General features: G+C 67.9%; 17 protein-coding genes and 6 pseudogenes. 9 read left to right on the forward strand and 14 right to left on the reverse strand.

The window, feature by feature from the left end; genetic code table 11:
- Positions 1-136 precede the first annotated feature (136 nt).
- Positions 137-1,012, forward strand: a complete 876-nt coding sequence (locus ACFRKB_RS38085; RefSeq protein WP_383111175.1) for a universal stress protein — start codon at positions 137-139, stop codon at positions 1,010-1,012.
- A 143-nt stretch (positions 1,013-1,155) separates the two neighbouring features.
- Here the strand turns inward: ACFRKB_RS38085 and ACFRKB_RS38090 are convergent, their stop codons facing one another.
- Together ACFRKB_RS38090 and ACFRKB_RS38095 are read right to left on the reverse strand one after the other, a co-directional pair.
- Positions 1,156-2,049 carry a universal stress protein gene (locus tag ACFRKB_RS38090; protein ID WP_383111176.1) on the reverse strand — a complete coding sequence of 298 codons (894 nt, stop codon included), beginning with the start codon at positions 2,047-2,049 and terminating at the stop codon, positions 1,156-1,158.
- Between the two features lie 146 nt (positions 2,050-2,195).
- Positions 2,196-3,740: a bifunctional aminoglycoside phosphotransferase/ATP-binding protein gene (locus ACFRKB_RS38095; protein WP_383111177.1), complete on the reverse strand. Its 1,545-nt coding sequence runs from the start codon at positions 3,738-3,740 to the stop codon at positions 2,196-2,198.
- A gap of 281 nt (positions 3,741-4,021) precedes the next feature.
- On the opposite strand from ACFRKB_RS38095, the gene ACFRKB_RS38100 reads away from it, so the two are divergent.
- The 3 genes from ACFRKB_RS38100 to ACFRKB_RS38110 are packed head-to-tail and all read left to right on the forward strand — an operon-like array spanning position 4,022 to position 6,552.
- A complete protein-coding gene (locus ACFRKB_RS38100) occupies positions 4,022-4,714 on the forward strand; it encodes a helix-turn-helix domain-containing protein (RefSeq protein ID WP_383111178.1) in 693 nt (230 codons plus the stop codon).
- A gap of 53 nt (positions 4,715-4,767) precedes the next feature.
- On the forward strand, positions 4,768-5,811 hold the full coding sequence (locus tag ACFRKB_RS38105) for an alcohol dehydrogenase catalytic domain-containing protein (protein WP_383111179.1): 1,044 nt from the start codon (positions 4,768-4,770) through the stop codon (positions 5,809-5,811).
- Positions 5,812-5,862: 51 nt separating this feature from the next.
- Positions 5,863-6,552, forward strand: coding sequence for a CBS domain-containing protein (locus ACFRKB_RS38110; protein WP_383111180.1), 690 nt, complete (start codon positions 5,863-5,865; stop codon positions 6,550-6,552).
- Between the two features lie 503 nt (positions 6,553-7,055).
- Here the strand turns inward: ACFRKB_RS38110 and ACFRKB_RS38115 are convergent.
- Together ACFRKB_RS38115 and ACFRKB_RS38120 are read right to left on the reverse strand one after the other, a co-directional pair.
- Positions 7,056-7,517 carry a Crp/Fnr family transcriptional regulator gene (locus tag ACFRKB_RS38115; RefSeq protein WP_383111181.1) on the reverse strand — a complete coding sequence of 154 codons (462 nt, stop codon included), beginning with the start codon at positions 7,515-7,517 and terminating at the stop codon, positions 7,056-7,058.
- A 12-nt stretch (positions 7,518-7,529) separates the two neighbouring features.
- A complete protein-coding gene (locus ACFRKB_RS38120; protein WP_383111182.1) occupies positions 7,530-8,108 on the reverse strand; it encodes a CBS domain-containing protein in 579 nt (192 codons plus the stop codon).
- A gap of 245 nt (positions 8,109-8,353) precedes the next feature.
- Between ACFRKB_RS38120 and ACFRKB_RS38125 the strand changes: the two are divergent.
- A pseudogene (locus ACFRKB_RS38125) lies at positions 8,354-8,786 on the forward strand (phosphoketolase family protein); the annotation flags it as partial.
- Positions 8,787-8,874: 88 nt separating this feature from the next.
- A pseudogene (locus ACFRKB_RS38130) lies at positions 8,875-11,295 on the forward strand (glycoside hydrolase family 65 protein).
- A 37-nt stretch (positions 11,296-11,332) separates the two neighbouring features.
- Here ACFRKB_RS38130 and ACFRKB_RS38135 read toward each other — a convergent pair.
- Positions 11,333-12,145, reverse strand: a complete 813-nt coding sequence (locus ACFRKB_RS38135; protein WP_383111191.1) for an IS5 family transposase — start codon at positions 12,143-12,145, stop codon at positions 11,333-11,335.
- A 117-nt stretch (positions 12,146-12,262) separates the two neighbouring features.
- Here ACFRKB_RS38135 and ACFRKB_RS38140 point away from each other — a divergent pair, with 117 nt between their 5' ends.
- Together ACFRKB_RS38140 and ACFRKB_RS38145 are read left to right on the forward strand one after the other, a co-directional pair.
- Positions 12,263-12,559 (forward strand): hypothetical protein, encoded by a 297-nt coding sequence (locus ACFRKB_RS38140; protein WP_383111183.1) that lies wholly within the window; start codon positions 12,263-12,265, stop codon positions 12,557-12,559.
- A gap of 101 nt (positions 12,560-12,660) precedes the next feature.
- Positions 12,661-12,882: pseudogene (locus tag ACFRKB_RS38145) on the forward strand (NACHT N-terminal Helical domain 1-containing protein); the annotation flags it as partial.
- A 67-nt stretch (positions 12,883-12,949) separates the two neighbouring features.
- Here the strand turns inward: ACFRKB_RS38145 and ACFRKB_RS38150 are convergent.
- The 4 genes and pseudogenes from ACFRKB_RS38150 to ACFRKB_RS38165 all read right to left on the reverse strand — a co-directional run.
- Positions 12,950-13,333 (reverse strand): annotated as a pseudogene (locus tag ACFRKB_RS38150) (zinc finger domain-containing protein); the annotation flags it as partial.
- Positions 13,334-13,711: 378 nt separating this feature from the next.
- Entirely contained in the window at positions 13,712-14,155 is a 444-nt protein-coding gene (locus ACFRKB_RS38155) for a DUF2267 domain-containing protein (RefSeq protein ID WP_383111184.1), read from the reverse strand.
- Positions 14,127-14,551 (reverse strand): annotated as a pseudogene (locus ACFRKB_RS38160) (DUF2267 domain-containing protein). Before ACFRKB_RS38160 ends, ACFRKB_RS38155 begins: the two are co-directional and overlap by 29 nt.
- Before the next feature lie 103 nt (positions 14,552-14,654).
- Positions 14,655-15,086: an Hsp20/alpha crystallin family protein gene (locus ACFRKB_RS38165; protein WP_383111185.1), complete on the reverse strand. Its 432-nt coding sequence runs from the start codon at positions 15,084-15,086 to the stop codon at positions 14,655-14,657.
- A gap of 128 nt (positions 15,087-15,214) precedes the next feature.
- On the opposite strand from ACFRKB_RS38165, the gene ACFRKB_RS38170 reads away from it, so the two are divergent.
- The gene (locus tag ACFRKB_RS38170; protein WP_383111186.1) at positions 15,215-15,838 is read left to right on the forward strand and encodes a type III effector protein; all 624 of its coding nucleotides are present in this window, start codon (positions 15,215-15,217) and stop codon (positions 15,836-15,838) included.
- 59 nt (positions 15,839-15,897) lie between these two features.
- Here ACFRKB_RS38170 and ACFRKB_RS38175 read toward each other — a convergent pair whose 3' ends face one another.
- The 5 genes and pseudogenes from ACFRKB_RS38175 to ACFRKB_RS38195 form a co-directional block, all read right to left on the reverse strand.
- A complete protein-coding gene (locus ACFRKB_RS38175; protein WP_383111187.1) occupies positions 15,898-16,176 on the reverse strand; it encodes a Tn3 family transposase in 279 nt (92 codons plus the stop codon).
- Between the two features lie 67 nt (positions 16,177-16,243).
- Positions 16,244-16,947: pseudogene (locus ACFRKB_RS38180) on the reverse strand (Tn3 family transposase); the annotation flags it as partial.
- Positions 16,833-18,818, reverse strand: coding sequence for a DUF4158 domain-containing protein (locus ACFRKB_RS38185; RefSeq protein WP_383111188.1), 1,986 nt, complete (start codon positions 18,816-18,818; stop codon positions 16,833-16,835). The pseudogene ACFRKB_RS38180 and the gene ACFRKB_RS38185, both read right to left, overlap by 115 nt.
- Positions 18,812-19,570 carry a group II intron reverse transcriptase/maturase gene (locus ACFRKB_RS38190; protein ID WP_383111189.1) on the reverse strand — a complete coding sequence of 253 codons (759 nt, stop codon included), beginning with the start codon at positions 19,568-19,570 and terminating at the stop codon, positions 18,812-18,814. The genes ACFRKB_RS38185 and ACFRKB_RS38190 overlap by 7 nt, the downstream gene beginning before the upstream one ends.
- Positions 19,571-19,617: 47 nt before the next feature.
- Positions 19,618-19,932: integrase core domain-containing protein (locus ACFRKB_RS38195; protein WP_383111190.1), on the reverse strand; the 315-nt coding region annotated here is incomplete at its 5' end.

A 19,932-nucleotide genomic window follows, 5' to 3' on the forward strand; every position in this document is an offset into this window, starting at 1 on the left:
GGCCTCCGCCAGATCCAGTACTGCAGCAACGCCATCGACGGATGCCTCACCGCGACTGGACTCACACTGACGACACCACGCCTACAACCTCAGTAATCGCATCGCCAAACTCGCGAGAAAGAAGGCGGTGGAAGCCATGGAACTTGCCGTGGTCGTCGGAGTGGACGGATCCGAAGGCAGCCTCCAGGCGGTTGACTGGGCCGCGGCGGAGGCTGAGCGCACCGGGCAGACACTGAAGATCCTTTACGCCTCGCTGTGGGAGCACTACGAGTGGACACTGCCGAGATTCGCCAAGGGCCGCCCATCCGAGCAGGTCTTCGCCGAGAATCTCGTCGCCACGACGGAAGAACGCGTGCGCAGGCTTGCCCCGGACGTGAAGGTCTCCGGCGAAGTGGAGCCCGAGGCCCCGGTGGACGCTCTCGTGCGCGAGGGGAACCACGCGGCACTGCTGGTGCTCGGCCCGCGCGGGCACGGCCCGATCGCGGAGATGCTCCTGGGATCTGTCAGCCTGGCCGTCGCCGGACGAGCACGCTGCCCGGTTGTCGTGGCACGCGGAGCGGAACCGAACCGCCGCGCCGTGTATGGCCGCGTCGTTCTCGGTGTCGGTGAAACCACCGGAAGCACGATCGCGGCCCGGTTCGCCTTCCGCGAGGCGCGTTCCAGGGGCTGCGAACTGGTCGCCGTACGCGTCTGGCGGTGCCCGCCCTACGAGAACATGCCCTATCCGCTGATCGACGGGGAGCAGGCAAGGGCGTACCGGCAGGAGGCTGACGAGTGCGTCGACCGGGTGCTGGGTGTCGTCGATGGCGATTACCCGGACGTGGCTGTCCAGCGAAGGCTCGTACAGGGCACAGCGCACCAGGCGCTGCTCGAAGAGACGTCCGGCGCCGATCTGCTGGTCGTCGGTGCGCAGCGGAGGAAGGCGGCCTTCGGGCTGCAGCTTGGTCGGGTCAGTCACGCGGTGCTGCACCACGCCGGATGCCCGGTCGCGGTTGTTCCGGAATTCGCGTAGTCGATTGTCCGCTCATGCTCCACTGTGACGTCGTGATCTATGTGCCGGCGTCCACGAGGACGCCGCCTGACGCAGGCCGCGTGGCCCCTTGACGCCGTGCGTGGAGACGCCGTGCGTGGAGCTGAGAACGTGCGGCTCCTGGCTCAGATGCGGGGAACCACAGCCAGCGGGCAGGGTGCGTGGTGCAGGACGGCGTGGGTCACCAGTCCCAGTGGAGAACTGATCGGGTGTGTGGGTCTGCGTGCCCCCAGCACGAGGAGATCGGCGTGTTCTGCTGCTTCGACCAGGGCTCCGGGGACGGAGACGGCCCGCACGGTTTCCTCGGCGATCGCGAGCTCCGGGAATTCCTTCCGGACGGGTGCGACGATCCGACTGGTCGCTTCGGCCTCCGACTGTGCGACGGCGCTCAGGTTGTCGACCATGGTGGCCATGTTCCCCACGTTCTGCAGGAACATCCAAGCACTTACCACCTGGAGCGATGCCTCGCGGAGCGAGGCTGTCCGGGCGGCGAACCGCAGTGCGTCCCGATCGCGATCATCACGCACCGCGGCCATCACCATGCGTTCCGTGGTGTTCATGCGTTCCGTGGTGTTCGCGACGTCACGGACGATGATCACGGGCCCTGAGGCGCGGGCCGCCGTGCGGAGGCCGGTCGAGCCCACGAGCAGGGCCGAGAAGCCGCCGAGTCCGCGGGAGCCGACCACGACCGTGCCGGTTGACCCTGCCGCCTCCAGCAGGCTCTCTGCGGCCTCCTCGCGGGTGATCACGGTGGCGACGGAGAGATCCGGATGGAGCCGGGACACCTGCGTCGTGGCCTCGTCGAGGATCGTCCTGGCGCGGTTGAGAACGGCGTGTGAGTTGTCGTAGGCGAGGCTGAGGGCCGCATCCAAACCGATCGCGTGGACGATCGTCAGGGACTGCCTCCGTACGGCAGCCTCATCGGCGGCCCAGAGCACTGCCCTCGCCGCGTGGTCCGAGCCGTCCGCACCGGCCACCACCGGTCCGAGTGTCTGTCCGTCGGACGTGCTGCCGTTCATGGCCTTCCTCCTGTGAGTCGGTCGTCCGAAAGGGTTTCTCCCCGGTGCTGCCGACGCGGAGACGGCGGCCGACGGCGAAGGCGTACTCGCTGCTCGCCGGTCAGCACCGCGCCCCGAGGCTCCCGGTACGGGCCTGAGTGGCGGCGTCAGTCGGCCATCATGTAGGGCCGCCGGAAGAGTGTCATGCGTTCGCCGCCGTCGGGCCGGACGACCGCCACCGCGTGTTCGACAGCGGCCGCCAGCGTTCCGCTGGTGTCCACGGTGACCGCCTCCGGCCATGGGTCGGCCGCCGCCGCCATGGCTTCGGCCACGGACGGCCCCGCGTCGGACGGTCCCGGCGGCCGGCGGGCCAGTCTCCGCTCCGCCACCTCGCGCGGGACTTCGCAGCGCAGCGGAATCAGTTCCGCGTGGCATTCCTCGGCCGCCTTGATGGCCGCGTTCCGTCTGTCCTCGCTGTTCCAGGTCGCGTCGATGACCACGGATTCCCCGGCGGAGAGCAACACCGAGGCCCGCTCGATCAGTTCGCCGTAGGTACGCCGGGTCCACACCGGGGTGTACACGCCTCTCTCGTACTCGGCGGGAGCAGCCTGTTCCGGGGGAATTCCCGCCAGTTCCTTCCGCACCCGGTCGCTGCTGAGCAGCGTGAGACCCAGCCGGTCGGCGAGCGCGCCGGCGAGCGTGGACTTGCCGCTGGCCGGCAGGCCGCCGACCAGGAGGAGGCGCACGGCGGATGTTCTGAGATGGCGCACAGTCATGTTCGCGAAACGCTCGGCTTCGGCCCGGAAGGCTTCCGCCTCAGCGGCGGAAGCGCACTGATGAGCGCGCAAGAGCGAGACCTTGGCGCGGACGAACGCCCGGTAGGCGACGTAGTGGTGCCGCAGGGACGGTGGTGCGGGATCGCCGGAGTACTCGCTGTACCGGGCGAGGAAGAAGGCGGCGGCGTCCGGCGCTCCGAGTTGTTCAAGGTCCATCGTGAGGAACGCGGCGTCGTCGAGACCGTCGACGTAGCGCAGCGTGTCATCGAACTCCAGGCAGTCGAGGACGCGGGGGCCGTCGTCGAGGCAGAAGATGTCCTGCGCCAGGAGATCGCCGTGGCCGTCCACCACGCGCCCCTCCCGGATGCGGGAGTCGAGGACGTTCTTCCTGCCCTTCAGGTAACGGCGCACCAGGAACTCGATCTCTTCCATGTCCCTCAGTGGTTTCCGCACGCCCAGACCATGGATCTGTTCGAAGCCGGCTTCCCAGCGGGCGAGCAGGGCATCGCGCGTACCCTCGTGTGCGATTACGGGTTTACGAGGCGATTGGGCGTGGCACGTCGCCAGCACCCGTGCGACCTGTCTCAGCGCGTCGTCGACCGGGGCTCCAAGGCTCACCAGATGCGCCAGCCGGCGCGCGGCCGGCAGCCGGCGCATCACCACGATGGGCTCCGGCGCCCCGCCCCACGGAAAGCTGATCTCCGCGACGCCCTCGTAGACGTCGGGTGAGAAACGACGGTTGAGAATGGTCTCCCGCTCACATGCCGCGCGCCTCGCTTCGACGGGGACGAAGTCGAGGAACCCGAGGTTTACCTGCTTCTTCACCTTGTAGGCGTGATCGCCGATGAACATCACCACCGCCGTGTGCGTCTCGGACACCTCGGCAGGCGGTGCAACGGCTCCACTGTCGGGGGACTCCACGGCACGCGATGACATCACCGACTCCTCTGGCTCATGGCTGGAAACCGCCGTGACGGCACACCCTCCACACTGAGCGGCCGGGCCTCTCCCGTGCAGGGGCCAGGTGGCCCCCGGGACCGGCGACCCGCCCCGGTGCCCTCCAGGGTGGTGCACTGGGCCGAACAGCCCCCGCCATGGGACCGGCCGGCTCTCCTTGTGCCTGCCCCAGTCCGGGCACCATGGGAGTGACGGACGGCCGCCGGAGGCAGTGAGGCCGGGGGCGTGCCCGCTGCCCTTGAGGGGAGATGTTGTTCGCTATGCCGGATCACACGAAGGATCACTCGCCCCACCGGACACCACGGACGCCCCAAGGGGACCTGGGCCGACGTATCACCGCACGACGCGAGCGGCTCGGGCTGAGCCGTGAGGACGTGGCGGCGCGGGCGGCTTCGGCGACCAGTTACATCGCTTGTGTCGAGGAGCAGAACGCCACTCCGGGCATCGGTCTCCTGCTGAGACTGGCCGACGCGCTGGAGACGACGGTGGCGGACCTGAAAGGGGAAGGAGTCGATCTTCCCCCGGGAATCGGCCAGGTGGGGCACCGACCCGAACTCGTCGTCCTCGGCAGAGAAGAGTGCCTTGAGCTGCTGTCGACGCACGGTGTCGGCCGGGTGGCGGTATCCACCAGGAGCGGACCCGCCGTCGTGCCCGTCAACTACGTAGTCGTCAACGGCGCGGTCGCGTACAGAACCACCCCCGGAAGTGCCGCGGCAATGGCCGCGGACCGGGAAGTGGCCTTCGAAGTCGACCACATCGACGACGCGATGAGCGAGGGATGGAGCGTCAACGTCATCGGCATCGCACGCGCCGTCACCGGAGACGCGGCTTCCCGAGGTCTGGACCAGCAGGCGTACACCGCCCCCTGGGCGGGCGGCGACCGTCGCCTGTGGCTCTCCATCGTGCCCGGCCGGATAACCGGCCGCCGCATCGAGGCGTCGTCGGCTCGCTGAAGGCAACACAGGCGACAGGCAGGGGCGCCGCACTGACCAGGGAGAGGGATGACATGAGGGCATTCGTATTCCACGCCCCCGGGCACGCCTCCTGGGACGAGGTCCCGGATCCGCAGGTCAAGGACGGGGCGGACGTGATCGTCCGGGTGGACACAGTCACGATCTGCGGCACTGATCTGCACATTCTGAAAGGTGATGTTCGCGAAGTCGCCCCGGGCACCGTGCTGGGCCACGAAGCCGTGGGCGAGGTGGTGGAAGTGGGCGGCGATGTGCGTTCGGTCCACCCCGGAGACCGGGTGCTGGTGTCCTGCATCTGTGCCTGTGGTCACTGTCACTACTGCCGCCGGACCCGCTACGGCCAGTGTCTCGGTGGTGGCGGCTGGGTACTGGGACACACCATCGACGGGACGCAGGCCGAGTACGTGCGCGTCCCGTTCGCCGATCTCTCCGTCCATCCGCTGACGGACTCAGTCGACAGCAAGGACGCGGTGCTGCTCGCCGACATCTTTCCCACGGCCTACGAGATCGGAGTGCGCAACGGCGCTGTCGGGCCCGGTGACACCGTGGTCATCGTCGGCGCGGGGCCCATCGGACTGGCCGCCATCGCCACGGCGAAGCTGTTCAGCCCCAGCCGGATCATCGCCGTTGATCCGGCGCAGTCCCGGCTGGATGCCGCGCGCGCGATGGGCGCGGATTCGGTCGTGAGTTCCGAAGAGGAGCCCGGACAACTGGTCGCGGACCTGACGGACGGGCACGGGGCGGAGGTGGCCATCGAGGCGGTGGGCCTGCCGGAGAGCTTTGAACTGTGCACCCGCGTGGTACGGCCCGGCGGCCACATCGCCAACGTGGGCGTACACGGCAAACCCGCCACGCTTCACATGGAAGACCTGTGGATCAAGGATGTGACGATCACGACGGGGCTTGTCGACACCTCGTCCGCCCCGATGCTGCTGAGGATGGCGGCAGCCCGTCGGCTGCCCACGACGTCGCTGATCAGCCACAGCTTCGGCTTTGACGAGATGGAAGAGGCATACGGGGTGTTCGCCGGCGCCGCCGTCAGCGGAGCGCTCAAGGTCGTCCTCGAACGCGCCGCGTGAGCCGGGCCCGTTCGTGGTTCCCCGGCGTTCACGGCGAGAAGGAGTGAGGACATGGACCACCGGAGCATCAGTGAACTCATGACCCGTGACGTCGTGAGTGTGCGGATCGATACACCATTCAAGGAAATCGCCCGGATGCTCATGGAGCACAACGTCAGCGCCGTACCCGTGCTGGACGACGCGGGCCGACCGGCCGGGGTCGTGTCGGAGGCGGATCTGCTGCGTAAGGCGGCCGACCGCTCCGATCTGTCCGGCAGGACACCGGTGCCGCATCTTGAGGCATGGGAGCGGGCCAAGGCGGAGGGCCGGACGGCGGGAGAGGTCATGTCCGCCCCCGCGGTGTGCGCGCGTCCGGAGTGGACGGTTGTGGAGGCCGCCCGGCTCATGGCCGCGCAGAACATCAAGCGGTTGCCGGTGGTCGATGAGACGGACACATTGCTGGGCATCGTCAGCCGCGCCGATCTGCTGCGCGTGTTTCTGCGGCTCGACCGGGCCATCCGTGAGGAGATCACGCATGACGTGCTGTCCGTCACTCTGGGGCTCGCGCCGTCGGACGTGACCGTCGAAGTCACCGAGGGGCAGGTGTATCTGCGAGGAACCGTCGACGACAGCACGCTGATTCCCGTACTCGTACGGCTGTGCACCAGCGTGGACGGTGTCGTCTCGGTATCCGAGAGGCTCAAGTACCGGCGGGACCCCACCGGCGCCGCGGTCCACGCGGGAGACGGGGCGATGCCATGAAACCGATGGTCGCCGTCGGGCTGGACGGCACCCCGGAGTCACTTTCCGCGGCGCTCCGGGCCGCTCAGGAGGCATCGGCGCGGCCCCGCGTACAACCGCGGAGGCATCGAACCCGTACCTCTCCCACGAGATGACCAGGGAGGGGCGGCGGGAGCTCACCCGGGCACTGCGTCCCTGGCGGGAACGGTTCCCGGACGTGCCGGTGGTGGAAAGAGTGCGGATGCAGAGTCCGGCGCGCGCAGTCGTGCGCGAGTGCCCGCGTCGCCCACGACGTCGATGTCGGGCTCCGCGTCGAGCAGGTCCCGCAGGACCGCGCCGGACAACCTCGTGGGCGTCCAGCAGGAAGACGCGGATCGGTCTCTGCGTCGAGTACCGCCGTCCAGCGCTCATGTCGTCCCTCCGGCGTACCCGTGGATCAGGACACCGTCACCTTCCATCGTCGCCGGGAGCGGGCGGGCGAGCCGGGGCCTAACGGGCCCAGAACGCTCCTGGAGGGTGCCAGGTCACCACCGTGCGACGCCGCTGCCCTGTGGCCCGTACAGGTCCAGCAGACGGGTACGGCTGCGTTGCAGCCGGTGCGCCACTACCTCGGCGACGGTCCGGTACATCGCGCGGCCGAACACCGGGTCGGCCTCACACAGGGCGCGTACGACCGCTGCGTCGCATTGCTCGGCCCCGACGGTACGGACTGCCTGTGCGCCCAGATGCCAGATGTAGGGAGGGAACAGCCAGGACCAGCCGAGCAGCTCACCGGCGACGAGTGTGTCGACCACGGCCGCCTGCCGCCCGGGGACATGCAGGTCCAGCGCGACCTGGCCGCTGTGTACCACCCAGAACCGGTCGGCCCGTCGGCCCTCCTCGAAAATTCGCGTGCCGTCGGGGAACGACACCTCCGTGACGACATCCCGCAGCCGCTCGCGACGATCGGGGGACAGTCCGTCGAACACATTTCTTGTCGTTGTCATCGTCGTCGCACCTCATCCGGGAGTGTGTGCGCGGCGACTGGCCAGATCGCTCATCACCGCGACCACCTCGTTGACCCGCGCCGCCATCGCTACCGCGACGGACGTATCAGCGTCGTGCTCCAGACGACCGCGCAGGGTCACCACGCCTTCATGAACCGACACGGTGAGCCCGGCCGGGTCCAGCCACCAGGCGCGGACCATGACCTCGTCGATGATCTCGTCGCGGAGGCCGGAGTCGGGGCGGACGAACACCCGCAGCGGGTCGCGGCCGGGGATGGTGCGGATCAGCCGCGCCTCCTCGTCCGCCACCGGGAGCCGGCCGACACGTCGCTCGACCATAGTGCGGCCTGTCAGGGCGATGGAGTCGACCGCGTGGACCGTGGCCGCCGGGGCGGACATCAAAATTTCCGACGCCGGACCGCCCGGCGATTCCAAGAGCCCAGGCTCGGCCCGGAGTCGCGTCAGGTCGCTACGGGAGACGGCTCCCAGCACCTTGTCGTCGTCCACGACCGGGAGACCGCCGATGCCGTGCTCCACCAGTGACCGGGCCACATCCACGACCGGGGTGGCAGGCCCCCACACGGACGACATCCCCGGTCATCACGTCACCGGCCCTGCGAAATCTCATCTCGTCCCCTTCAGCCGCTCAGCCGGGGGTGCCGCTTACACGATCGGACATTGTGCGGGCTGCGCGCTGGGGCCGTCCGGTGTCGTCCTGAGGGCCGAATGGTCCTCGATCGGAGACCTGTCGGCGTATGGGCGGATGTGGTTCGCGGCGGGGACCGTGGAAAAAGGGCCGCCGTCCGAGGAGCGTCCGCCAGAGCACGGAGGAAACGATGTCCGGGACGAAAACCACGCTAGCGGTGACGGTCCCCGTGGAAGAGACGGCGGCCCTGATGACCCACTGGTGCGCTGCCAATTATCTGGCGGTCGCGCATACCCATCGCATGGACAACCCGTTGCTCACCGAGGCATTGCGTCCGGAACACATCATGCCGCGTCGGCTCGGCCACCGGGGTACCTCTCCAGGGATTGATCTCGTGCATAACCACCTCAACCATGTGATCAAGGCTCGTGACAAGTCCACGCCGTGTCTGAGGCCCGGGCCACGGCCGCCCGCCGATGACCGCCAATTCCTGGCTGGAGGGCAGCTACTCCGAGACGTACCCGGACATCACCCGGGATGCGGACGGCATGGCCCGGCTCTTCCGACAGTTCAGCATCCCCGGCGAGGTGCCCAGCCACATCGTGATGACCAGCCCGGCGACCTCCCCGAACCAACCCCTGACACCGTCGCAATGCTCGGTGCCGACGCAGTGGTGGCCGACCCCGGTGAACCGTTGATCTCCGGAAAGGGATGACCATGCGCGTCTGGACATGGACATACGAGGGCTACGACCCGGAATCGGAACGGCTGCGCGAAGCCCTGTGCACGCTGGGCAACGGCTACTTCGCCACCCGCGGCGCCGCGTCCGAGACAGATGCCGGGCCGGCACACTACCCGGGAACGTACGCGGCAGGTTGCTACAACCGGCTGACTTCCACCGTGGCGGGACGGCAGACCGAGAACGAGGACATGGTCAACCTGCCCAACTGGCTGCCCCTGCGCTACCGCGTACGCCTCGAAGGAGCAACGCCCGGCCCCTGGCTGTCACCCGACAGCACTCAACTCACCGAGTACCGACTGACCCTGGACCTGCGGCACGGCACACTCACCCGGCGGTCGACGTACTCACTGGACGGCGGCGCCCGGCGCCTCGGCGTCGAACAGTGCCGACTCGTCCATATGGGCGATCCTCATCTGGCCGCACAGCGCACCTCGTTCACCGCCGAGGGATGGGCCGGGGAATTGGAAGTGCAATCGGGGCTGGACGGCGACGTGCGAAACACCGGAGTCGAGCGCTACCACGGTCTGGCGAACCAGCATCTGAGCCATTGGCTCACCGGCAGGGAGGGAAATGACACGGTGTGGCTGCGGTGCCGCACCGTCAACTCCGACATTCGAATAGCGCTGGCCGCGTGCAGCCGCACGGCACACCGCCGTACCGTCGCCATCCGCACCCGCACCCGCACCCGACTCGCCACGCGGCGGATCGTCCAGACACTGACGATCCCCGTCGACACGGGAGAGACAGTGGTCGTCGACAAGACCGCCGCGTTGTACACCTCCCGCGACCAGGCCATCGACTGCCCCCATCTCACCGCCGTCAGGGCGGTACGCGACGCCCCGGACTTCCCCCGTCTGCTGGCCTCGCACCAGAGCGCCTGGGAGTAACTGTGGCGCCGGGCCGAGCTGCAGGTACCAGGGGAGGCGGGCCGCGCCCTGCGCCTGCATCTTTTCCACGTACTCCAGACCCTCTCCCCGCACACGGCCGAACTGGATGCGGGCATACCGGCCAGAGGGCTGCACGGCGAGGCGTACCGAGGGCACGTCTTCTGGGACGAACTGTTCGTGCTGCCGTATCTCAACCTGCACTTCCCGGAGGTATCCAGAGCCGTCCTTGACTATCGACACCGCCGACTGCCCGCGGCCTGCCGCGCGGCACGGGAGGCCGGCCTGGCGGGGGCGATGTACCCATGGCAGAGCGGCAGCGACGGCCGTGAGGAGACGCCGGAGCTGCACCTCAACCCACGATCCGGTCGCTGGCTGCCTGATCATTCCCGACTACAGCGTCATATCGGTTCTGCCATCGCGTACAACGTGTGGGGTTACTGCCAGGCCAGTGCCGACGCGGACTACTTGCACACCAAGGGCGCGGAGATTCTCGTTCAGGTCGCGCGTTTCTGGGCGGACAGCGCGGTCTGGGACCCAACACTCGCCCAGTACCGCATCCGAGGTGTCGTCGGTCCCGACGAGTATCACGACGGGTACCCGGGAGCCACCACGCCAGGACTGGACGACAACGCCTACACCAACGTCACCGCCGCATGGGTGCTGATGAGGGCGCTCGATGTACGCCGCACCCTTTTTGGCTCCCGGCGGCAAGAGCTGTTCGAGCGGCTTGGGCTCTCGGACGACGAGACCGAACGCTGGGCGGACATCGCCCACAGGCTTCATGTGCCCTACCACCACGGAGTCGTCAGCCAGTTCGCCGGATACGAGGAACTGGCGGAGCTGGACTGGGAGAAATACCGGAAACGGTACGGCGACATCCGCAGGCTGGACCGGATCCTGGAGAATGAGGGTGACACGGTCAACCGCTATCGGGCGTCTAAGCAGGCCGACGTGCTGATGCTGGGCTATCTCTTCTCGCCTCGCGAACTCGCCGCTCTTTTCCGCCAGCTTGGCCACCGCCTCGATGACGATGTGTGGCGGACTACCGTCGACTATTATCTGCGGCGCACCAGCCATGGCTCGACTCTCAGTGCCCTGGTCCACGCGTGGGTGCTGGCCCGGGTCCATCGGGACGAGGCGTGGCGGTACGCCCAGGAGGCCCTGACCGGGGATGTAACGGATATCCAGGGCGGCACCACGGCGGAGGGCGTCCACCTCGGCGCAATGGCCGGCACCTTGGACTTCGTACAGCGCGGCCTCACCGGTCTGGAGACACGGGACAACACACTGTGGCTGGATCCCTCGCCGCTCCCACAGCTGTCGAAGTTTCGGATCGGAATCCGCTACCGCGGCCACAGGGACGTGGATCTGCGCTTCAGCGCACAGAGGGTCCGTATCGCCGCGCCGGACTCGGGCGCGGAACCGATACGCGTCGTACTTGAGGGACGAGAGACCACGGTTGTCCCCGGCACGACCAACTGGCTGAACATGCCTGGTCTCTGAGTCAGGCCAGGCATATACGAGATGCTTAGACGGTGTCCTATGTGGTGAGGCGGACAAGTCGTTTGTAGCAGCAGAGTGTGGCGGCGAGGCCGAGGAAGGCCAGGTAGTTGCGGGGTTGGCGCTCGTAGCGGTGGTTGAGGCGGCGGTAGCCGGTCAGCCAGGACATCGTGCGCTCGATCACCCACCTTCGGCGTCCTAATCGTTCGCTGGATTCGATGCCTTTGCGGGCGATACGGACGCCAATACGTTTGCCGTGGAGCCATTTACGCAGGTCAGGAACGCCATACGCTTTGTCCGCGTGGAGTTTGCGGGGCTTGTAGTTCCAGCCGTTTTGAGGGTCGTGTCTCGATTGGAGGCCGGCGACCATGGGCTTCAGCCCGAGGCTGTCGTGGGTGCTGACCGCGGAGACACCGACGACCAGGGGCAGTCCGTTCGCATCCGACAGGACGTGCATCTTCGAACCCGGTTTCCCCCGGTCCACGGGGCTCGGACCGGTGAGTTCGCCCCCTTTTTGGCCCGGAGCGGAGTCGAGGACCACACGCGACAGGTCGATCAGCCCGCACTCATCGACACGGTCGATGACGGCCTCGTGCAGCCGTCCCCACACCCCGGCCCTGGACCAGATCACGAACCGCCGATGGGCCGTCGACTTCGATATCCCGAAGCACGGCGGCAACGCCCGCCAGGCACAACCACTCACCAGCACATAAATGATCGCGGCGAACAACGTCTCATCAGGCGTGTCCTGTGTCCCGCCACCCTGCGACCGGACTTTCGACGCAGGAATCAACGGCTCAGCGATCTCCCACAAGCCGTCCGGAACAATCCAACTCCACGTACCCCGCCCCATACGCAGCCCAACGAGCCATCTCCACATAGGACACGGTCTAAGTAGATCGAGAATGTCTCAACTGCATAAACGATTTCTTGGGTTTGAGGGGAGGGGATGCAGTGGAGTTCGGCGCTCGTGCATGTCAACACCCTGCTGGTTCAGCAGGTCCTGGCCGAACCGGCCTGGGCGAAGAAGCCGTCGGATGAGCACCGGTGCGGCTTGACCGCGCTGTTCTGGTCGAACATCCACCGACATGCCTCTCCCTGCATCGTGCTCTGTTCCTGTGTCGGCGCATCGGCGGGTCCGGTTGTGTTGGTGGAAGTCAGCCATCCCTGGAGTCCGTCGAGGTGGCGGATTGAGGCGATGGTGGTCGGCTCGATGCGTCGATACGCCATCCGTCGCCGAAAGCGAGGCGGATGTTCTGCGGCGTGAGGCGAACCAGGTTTACGCAGAAGGTAATTGGCGGTTCGCAGGTCGTCATATCCTTGCGTCGGGGCGGCCGATGGTGCCGCGAGTCATCACTCGGAGTGCAGATGGAACCCGCTGTCATCGGGGCGCGCCTGGCGTCGAGCGTAGTGAGTCCGCTGATCAGGAAACTCTTCCTGAACGGGGGGCCCGGGGCGGGCCTTGTCGACAAGCCTGTCCGGGTCTCCCAGCTCGTGTCCTTCCGTGGCGAGCAGCGGACCTTGTTCGACAAAGCCCTGCACCGGATAGCGGAGGAATTGGTTCAGCGACCCGGCAGTGCGGTGCGTGCGCCTTGATCTCCCGCGCCGTACGCAGGGCCGCCTCGAACTGCGGGCGGACCCGCACCCGGGTGCTGATCTTCTCGCTGAAGATCTTGTCGCGGGGGATGCCGTGCGCGGTGAGCGCGTCGAGCTGGGAGCCGAGTTCCTGGCCGAGGGTCGAGCAGCGGGCGTAGCCGATGCGGATGTCCGCGCCCGGGGTGTCCTCGACGGCCGGAGCGGGGGGCGGGGTGCCGGGCCGCCAGGGCTTGCCGGGGTTGCGGTCCGCGGGGGTGGGGACCCGCAGCGCCTTCTTCAGGCGGGGAACCTGGGTGAAGCGGCGGGGGTGGTAGGCGGAGGCGACCGCGCCGCCGCGTGAGCGGCACGGCGAGCCGGGCTGTGCGTCGCACTTCGGACAGGCGTGCTGTTCGATGTCGTCCGCGTCCGACCGGTCGGACGGGCAAGGGTGCTGAGGGACCGTCATGGGCCCGGATTTTCGCACAATGCAACTCTCAGAGGGGTCCGTCCGTCTTTTGAGTGAGAACGGGTTCTGCAAACCCGAACCGGTCTTGGCGGTCTCCGGCGGCCCGTTCTTGATCTTGCTCGGGCAAAGGACCGTTTGTGAGAATCACGGTCCGTGCCGGTCGCCACGCACAGTTACACGTCGGTTGAGCAGCAGTGAGCGATCTTCCCTGGGCTCGCGCATCAGTGGCCCGGCTCGTCCGGGGGCGACGGAGCGGCCGACGGGCCGGGATGGTGACCAGCAAAGGCGGAAGTCCCCCGATCGCGCGGATCGGGGGACTTCACCAAGCGCCGGCCCGGAGCGGCTCATGTTGCGGCTCCGGGTGCCGGGTTCCTGTTTTTACGCGGCCGGGTTGAGTTCGGCTTGGCCAAACAGCAGGGCCCAGCCGGTGGGGAGCTGGTGGAGGATGCGGGTGATGAGGTCGGGGCCGGCGTGGGCGGTGACGGCGGCGAAGACGGAGCCGGTGTCCCAGCGGGTGGTGGCCAGGGAGGCGCCGGAGCGGGCGGCGAGGTCCTTGACGAAGGCCCAGCCGGTCAGCGGCTTCGTGTCAGGAATCTGTGCGGTCAGGACGCGTGCGGCCTCCAGGGGCAGGCAGGCGGCCAGGTCGACGCGTTCGTCGCCGGTCAGCTGACGCCCGAGCCCTCCCAGGACGAGGCGGACGGCTTCGTCGGCCTTCTCGCGTGTGGGGTAGGCGCCTTCGTAACGGACCTTCTCCAGCATCTGCTCATACGCCGTCCCGTACGGCTGCTGGTGCTCAAGCGGTACGCGCACGTCGGTGATCACTGCGGTGCATGCCTTTCGTCAAGCTTTGGGGGTGCCGGTGTGCGGCACCGGGCAGGGGCAGGTGGGCTAGCAGGTCGTCGCCGGCGGTGTCGGCGACTGTGGACAGGACGGCGCTGACGTCCCAGGTCGCGGTTTGCTCTGTGGCGCCCTCGATCCAGGCCGCGGTCGCGCGGACGAACCGCTCCGTCGGCAGCGGTTCGGCGCTCTGGAGCGGGTTGAGTGGGATCAGGGCGGATTCCTCCGGCAGGCGTACCGCCAGCTGGGAGCGGACTTCGCCGACCAGGTGTGCGTCGAGCAGGGCGAGTACCACACGAGCCGCCCGCTCCGCTCCTCCACAGTGCCGTACTCGCCGCGGTCCTTCACGTGGTCGAGGAACGCTTCGCGTCGCAGAGTCATCTCAGCCGCCGCCCCTTCTTCTTCGGATTGCCAAGGGAGTGCGGAGGACAGGGGTGAGGGGGAGATCAGGTGCCCGTCCTCCGCACTCCTCTGGCTGCCAGTGTCAGCCGGAGATCTCCTTGTGGCCGGAGCCGACGCCGATGGAGATCTTGCGGGGCTTGGCGCGCTCGGCGATCGGGATGCGCAGGGTGAGCACGCCCGCGTCGTAGTCGGCCTGGATGTGCTCGGTGTCGAGGCTGTCGGCGAGCACGATCTGGCGGGAGAAGACGCCCAGTGGCCGCTCGGACAGTTCCATCTGCACGTCGTCGGCCTTCGCCACCGGCCTGCGCTCGGCCTTGACGGTGAGCATGTTCCGTTCGACGTCGATGTCGATCGCGTCTGCGGTGACGCCGGGCAGGTCGAAGGCCACGACGTATTCGTCGCCCTCGCGGTAGGCGTCCATCGGCATCGCCGACGGCTTGGACCAGGTGCCCGGGCCCAGCAGTTGCTGTGCCAGCCGGTCCAGGTCACGGAAGGGGTCAGTGCGCATCAACATCGTGAAACACCTCCAGCGGGTTGTAGGCAGTTGCTGCCAATGCGCTGCACTGACACCGTTGTAACATGTCATCCAATGGATGACAAACGCGATGTCGTCAATATGATGACGATCCGAGGGAGGTGCCCGTGACCGCAGCAGACCAGCCGTCCACAACCAGCACCGACGCCCACAGCCCGGCGTCCTTTCTCGCCGCCGCGGCGGCCTTGGCCGCCATAGACGACGCCCTGCGCGATGCCCAGCACGAGACCTCCGACACCGTCGGCCCCGGTCCCGAGCGGGCGCTGGCCTCCCTGATGCTGCTGCGGCAGGTGCGCGAGCGGCTCGCCGGATGGGAGACCGGCCTGATCGAAACCGCCCGCGACGCGGGTGCCAGCTGGGCCGACCTCGCCCCGCCCCTGGGCGTCGCCAGCCGTCAGGCCGCCGAGCGCCGCTACCTGCGCGGCCGCCCCGGCCCGGCCGGGACCACCGGCGAACAGCGCGTAACGGCCACCCGCCAGGCCCGTGCCGCCGACCGCACCACCGCCGCCTGGGCCCGCCGCAACGCGGCCGACCTGCGCCGTCTCGCCGGGCAGATCACCACCCTCACCGACCTGCCCGCCTCCGCCCGCCGCCCGCTCAGCGAGCTCCACGCGGCCCTCGCCCACGATGATCCCGCCGACCTCATCGGCCCCCTGGCCGCCGCCCGCCCCCACCTGGCCGCCGCCCACCCCGATCTCGCCGCCCGGCTCGACACCCTCACAGCCCCGTAGTTACGAGTCGACGATCCAGCCGCCCGCCGACGGCGCCGGGCCTGAGGTCTTCAGGGTGCCTACCCGGCCGCACCGGCCGCCGCCGACCGTGCGGCTTCCGCCTCGGGCGGAGTACGGGGGCCCGCCAGCGTGGCCACCGCGGCAGCGAGGGCAAGGTGGGAGTTCATGTCCAGCTCGAACCGGCCGTAGGGGGACACGTGGGTCCAGAACAGCGGGGACAGAGCCCGCCTGTCGGCATTGGTGAGCCGCTTCTGCCACTTCTCCTCGCTCAGGATGTCCTGGAGGAGCAGGGTGTTGACGTGCACCAACGCGGACTGGAGCAGGTGCAGCGCGAGCATGGACACCTTCCTGGGACTCCTTGTCGGAGCCGGTCAGGTCGCCGTCCTTGCCGTAGAACAGGTCGTGGTTGGCGGAGTTCCAGTTCTCCACGACCTGGAGGCCGTCGTTGATCTCACGGCGCAGGTCGGCGTCCGCGAGGTAGTCGCAGATGAACGCCGTACGCACCACCCGCCCGAGTTCCTCGATCGCCTGGTAGGTGGGGTGCTTGGGCCCGCCGCGGGTGAAGCGGCGCAGGACCTGCTCGGCCTCGGCGGTGCCCAGGCGCAGAGCGGTGGTGTACTTCACGATCTGGTCGTACTGCTGGCGGATCAGGTCCCAGTTAATCGTCTTGGTCGACAGCACCGGCACCAGGTGCGGCCACTTCTCGTCCTCCCCGGCCGTCGCCCGGTACAGCCGCGCGGATCCGACGTTCTTCAGCCGGGGCAGCAGGTTGAAGCCGAGCATGTGGGCGAAGGCGAACCCGACGATGGAGGCGCCGTGCGTGTCGGTGTACTGTCGATCTCCACGTCCGTGCAGTGCCGCAGCACGCCCTCGATCATCGCGGCGACCTCGGCGGCCGAGCAGGACTTGAGCTGGCTGTAAACGCAGAGTGGTTTCTTCTCGACGTGCCAGTAGATCATCACCCTGGGGCCGCGGTAGCGCTGGTGCCACTCGGTCATGAAGTTCGAGGACCAGGAGCCGAACTTCTTGGAATCGCTCGCGCAGGCGGTGCCCTCGCCCCACCACGTCTGATCGCGGGCGGCGAAGGTGGCGTTGACCAGCCGTACCAGCGCGGAGCGCAGGTTGGCCCGGTTGACGAACAGGTGCGCACCCGCCGCAGTACGGCCTCACTCTCGCCGTGCTTGCCGGTGACCGTGACCCGCTTGATGCCCATGTTCGTGCCCAGGGCGAACAGCACCAGCTGCAGCCGGCGCCGCAGCACCGCCTTCGGTACCGCCTCGCGTGTGGCGACCGAGGTGAATTCGCCGGTGAAGCCGGTGGCGAACTCGGCCTCCTTGAGGATGTCGATCAGGTCGATGGTGCCCCAGCAGCGTTCGATCTCCGCCTTCAGCGCCACCAGGCTCTGCGGCTCCTCCTGCTTGCCCAGAGGCGAGACCTTGATCCACGGCTCGCCGCGTCGGCGGACGATGTCCACCCCTCCCGTAGTGCCCAGTTCCAGCGCCGTGTCCAAGCGAGTCAGGGCCTCGCGCAGCCGCTTCTGAAGGGGCCCCGATGAACTTCTCCGGGTCTTGCGGCTGGCGGATCGCGTCGTAGTGGACATCGCGGTTGTCCTCGAAGTCCGGTGGCAGATCGTCCTCCGGGTTCTGCCACCGGTTCGCGCCCAGCACCCAGATCTCCCGCCGCCGCAGCGCGTCCCGCAGCGCCACGAGCACGCACAACTCGTACGGGATGCGCTCGACCCGGCCGCGCTCATCGACCACCGCCCTGCGCCACTCATCGCGCACCACCCCGGCCAGCGGGATCTTCTCCGCCTCGTCGAAGAACGCGCCCTCCGTGGCAATGGGTTGGTCCAGATACCCTTGAGCAGGTCGATCGCGTCCATCACCGGCCGGTAGGCGGTGTTGTTGCACTTCAGCTCCAACGCGTTCAGCAGCGGCGAGAGCATCCGCCGCCAGTGGTTGGAATACGACGAGCGCAGCACCGTACGCACCCGGGCCCGGTAACGGGCCTCGTTCGCCGCAGCCTCCGCCGCCAGGGCCTTCAGCGTGGACTCCCCGGCCACTGGACAGATCACCTTGCGGACCGTGCCGCCCGGCTCGGCGACCGCCGCCTCCGCCAGCCGCAGCAAGATGCCCTCCTTACCGCGGACCCGCTTCATCTCCTTGTTGAACTCGCCCTCCACCTTCTTCTCCGCCCGCGTGTTGATCTTCTGCACGAGCTGGATGAACAGCTCCACCAGCGAGTCGGTGATCTCCGTCTCCCGCACATGGCACAGCGTGGCCACCAGCGTGTAGCGCACCGGGCCGGCAACCGCGCGCAGGTCCGAGGGGTACTCCTTCGACGCCCGTGCCCGCCAGGCGGCCACCACCTTCTCCGTCACGTCCCCGAACAGCTCCGGCGGCAACTCCAGCGCGCGCACCCGCTGGAGCTTGTTCACCTCCGCCAGGAGGCTGTCCAGTCCCAGCGCGTCCGGGTCGGCCTTCGGCTCGGTGAAGAACGTGCCCCCGCCGCCCGTGCTGTCCTCGCTCGCGTCGGCGTCCTCGGCGATAAGGTCATCCAGCCGGGACCGTGTCGCCGCCGACAGCCGGCCCACCGTGGTCGCGCAGAACTGTTCCTCGAAGGTGTTGACTGCCGACCCCACCAGGCGGGTGATACGCCCCGGCGTGGGCGGCTCCAGCCTGTTCTTACGGCAGCGGGCCACCACGGCCTCCGCCAGCCGGTCCCTCGACAGCTCCACCCCGCACAGCTCCACCGCCAGCCACTCGGCAAGTTGGGCCTGGTCCTCCTCCGTGCACTCGCGGAAGTCGAACGCGCCCCGGATCTCCACCCGGTGCCGCTTGATCGCCCGCCCCGCCCAGTCGTACGCCGCCCACTCCTCCGCGGCCACCTTCACCTGCTGGGCGACGTATGCCACCGCCGGCACCGGGATCTGCTCGGCGTCCTCCGGGAACCGGGCCTCCACCTCGAAAAACTTCAGCAACAGCGCGAACCCCAACCGGCCGACTTGTTCCGCAGCCGCTCCTGATCCTCCTCCAGCAGCGTCCAGACCGCGATCAGGTCCTCCGGCTCCCACTCCTGCCGCACCCCGGGCTCCTTCCGGTCGTCATGACCGGACCAACGTCGCCGAGCACAGCCCCCGATGAACCCAGAAGATCGAAAACGCTGACAAGCACACCCCAGATCCGCGTCGGCGAGCGCGCGGACATGGTGCACTTGCACATTGCCCTTGCTTCCGCAGATCTCGCAGGAATCCGCCAGGAGTCTCGCGACGAGTTCCTTCTGCGGATAGTCCACCCTGACCGGCTCGCGGTCGGCAAGTTCCGCCGCCCGCTGCCGTTGGAGTGGAATACCACCGAACCGTGCTACCAGTGGCTTCCTGTCGTTCGGTTCAATGCGGGCCTCGAAAGCAATACGTGGCCCGCTTGGTGTTTCGAAGGCGGTTTTATACTTCGCTGCCATCTTCGATACCGTTGAACGATGCTTGCCCGCAAGGGACTTGAGCATCGAGGTCTCCATGACCCATCGCCGGCGGCGCAGCCGGTAGACGTCACCGGCAAGCAGGTAATACTGGATGATTCCCCGGTAGACGGTCCCGAAGGTGGCGACGATAGCGTGGTCGTCGCTGTTCATCAGGGCCGGTTGCTTCGCGGGTTTTCCGTGAGCAAGGCAGGGGGAACATTTGGTCTTGATCACATCCAGTGGGACACGCAGCGCGATCTGTCCATTGACCACACGACGGCCGCGGGTGACTTTGAAACGCCCCGGGTTCGGTAGAGATCTCAGGTTGTGGTTGTGACCTGGGGTTTCGTGGATTGCTTGTAGTGGTTGGCTTCGTATTCGACGGGCGGGACGTGGCCTATCTCACCGTGGAGTCTGCGGTGGTTGCACCAGTCGGTCCACTCGGCGGTGGCCAGCTCGACCTGGGAGAGCGACTTCCAGGGCCGTCGGGGCTTGATCAGCTCGGTCTTGTACAGGCCGATCGTGCTCTCCATCAGGGCGTTGTCGTAGGCGTCGCCGACCGATCCGATCGAGGCGGCGATGCCGGCGGCGTCCAGATGCTCGGCGAGCCGGAAACTCGAATATTGCGACCCGGC

Origin of the sequence: Streptomyces scopuliridis, from assembly GCF_042790125.1 — a bacterium.
Lineage (GTDB): Bacteria > Actinomycetota > Actinomycetes > Streptomycetales > Streptomycetaceae > Streptomyces > Streptomyces scopuliridis_A.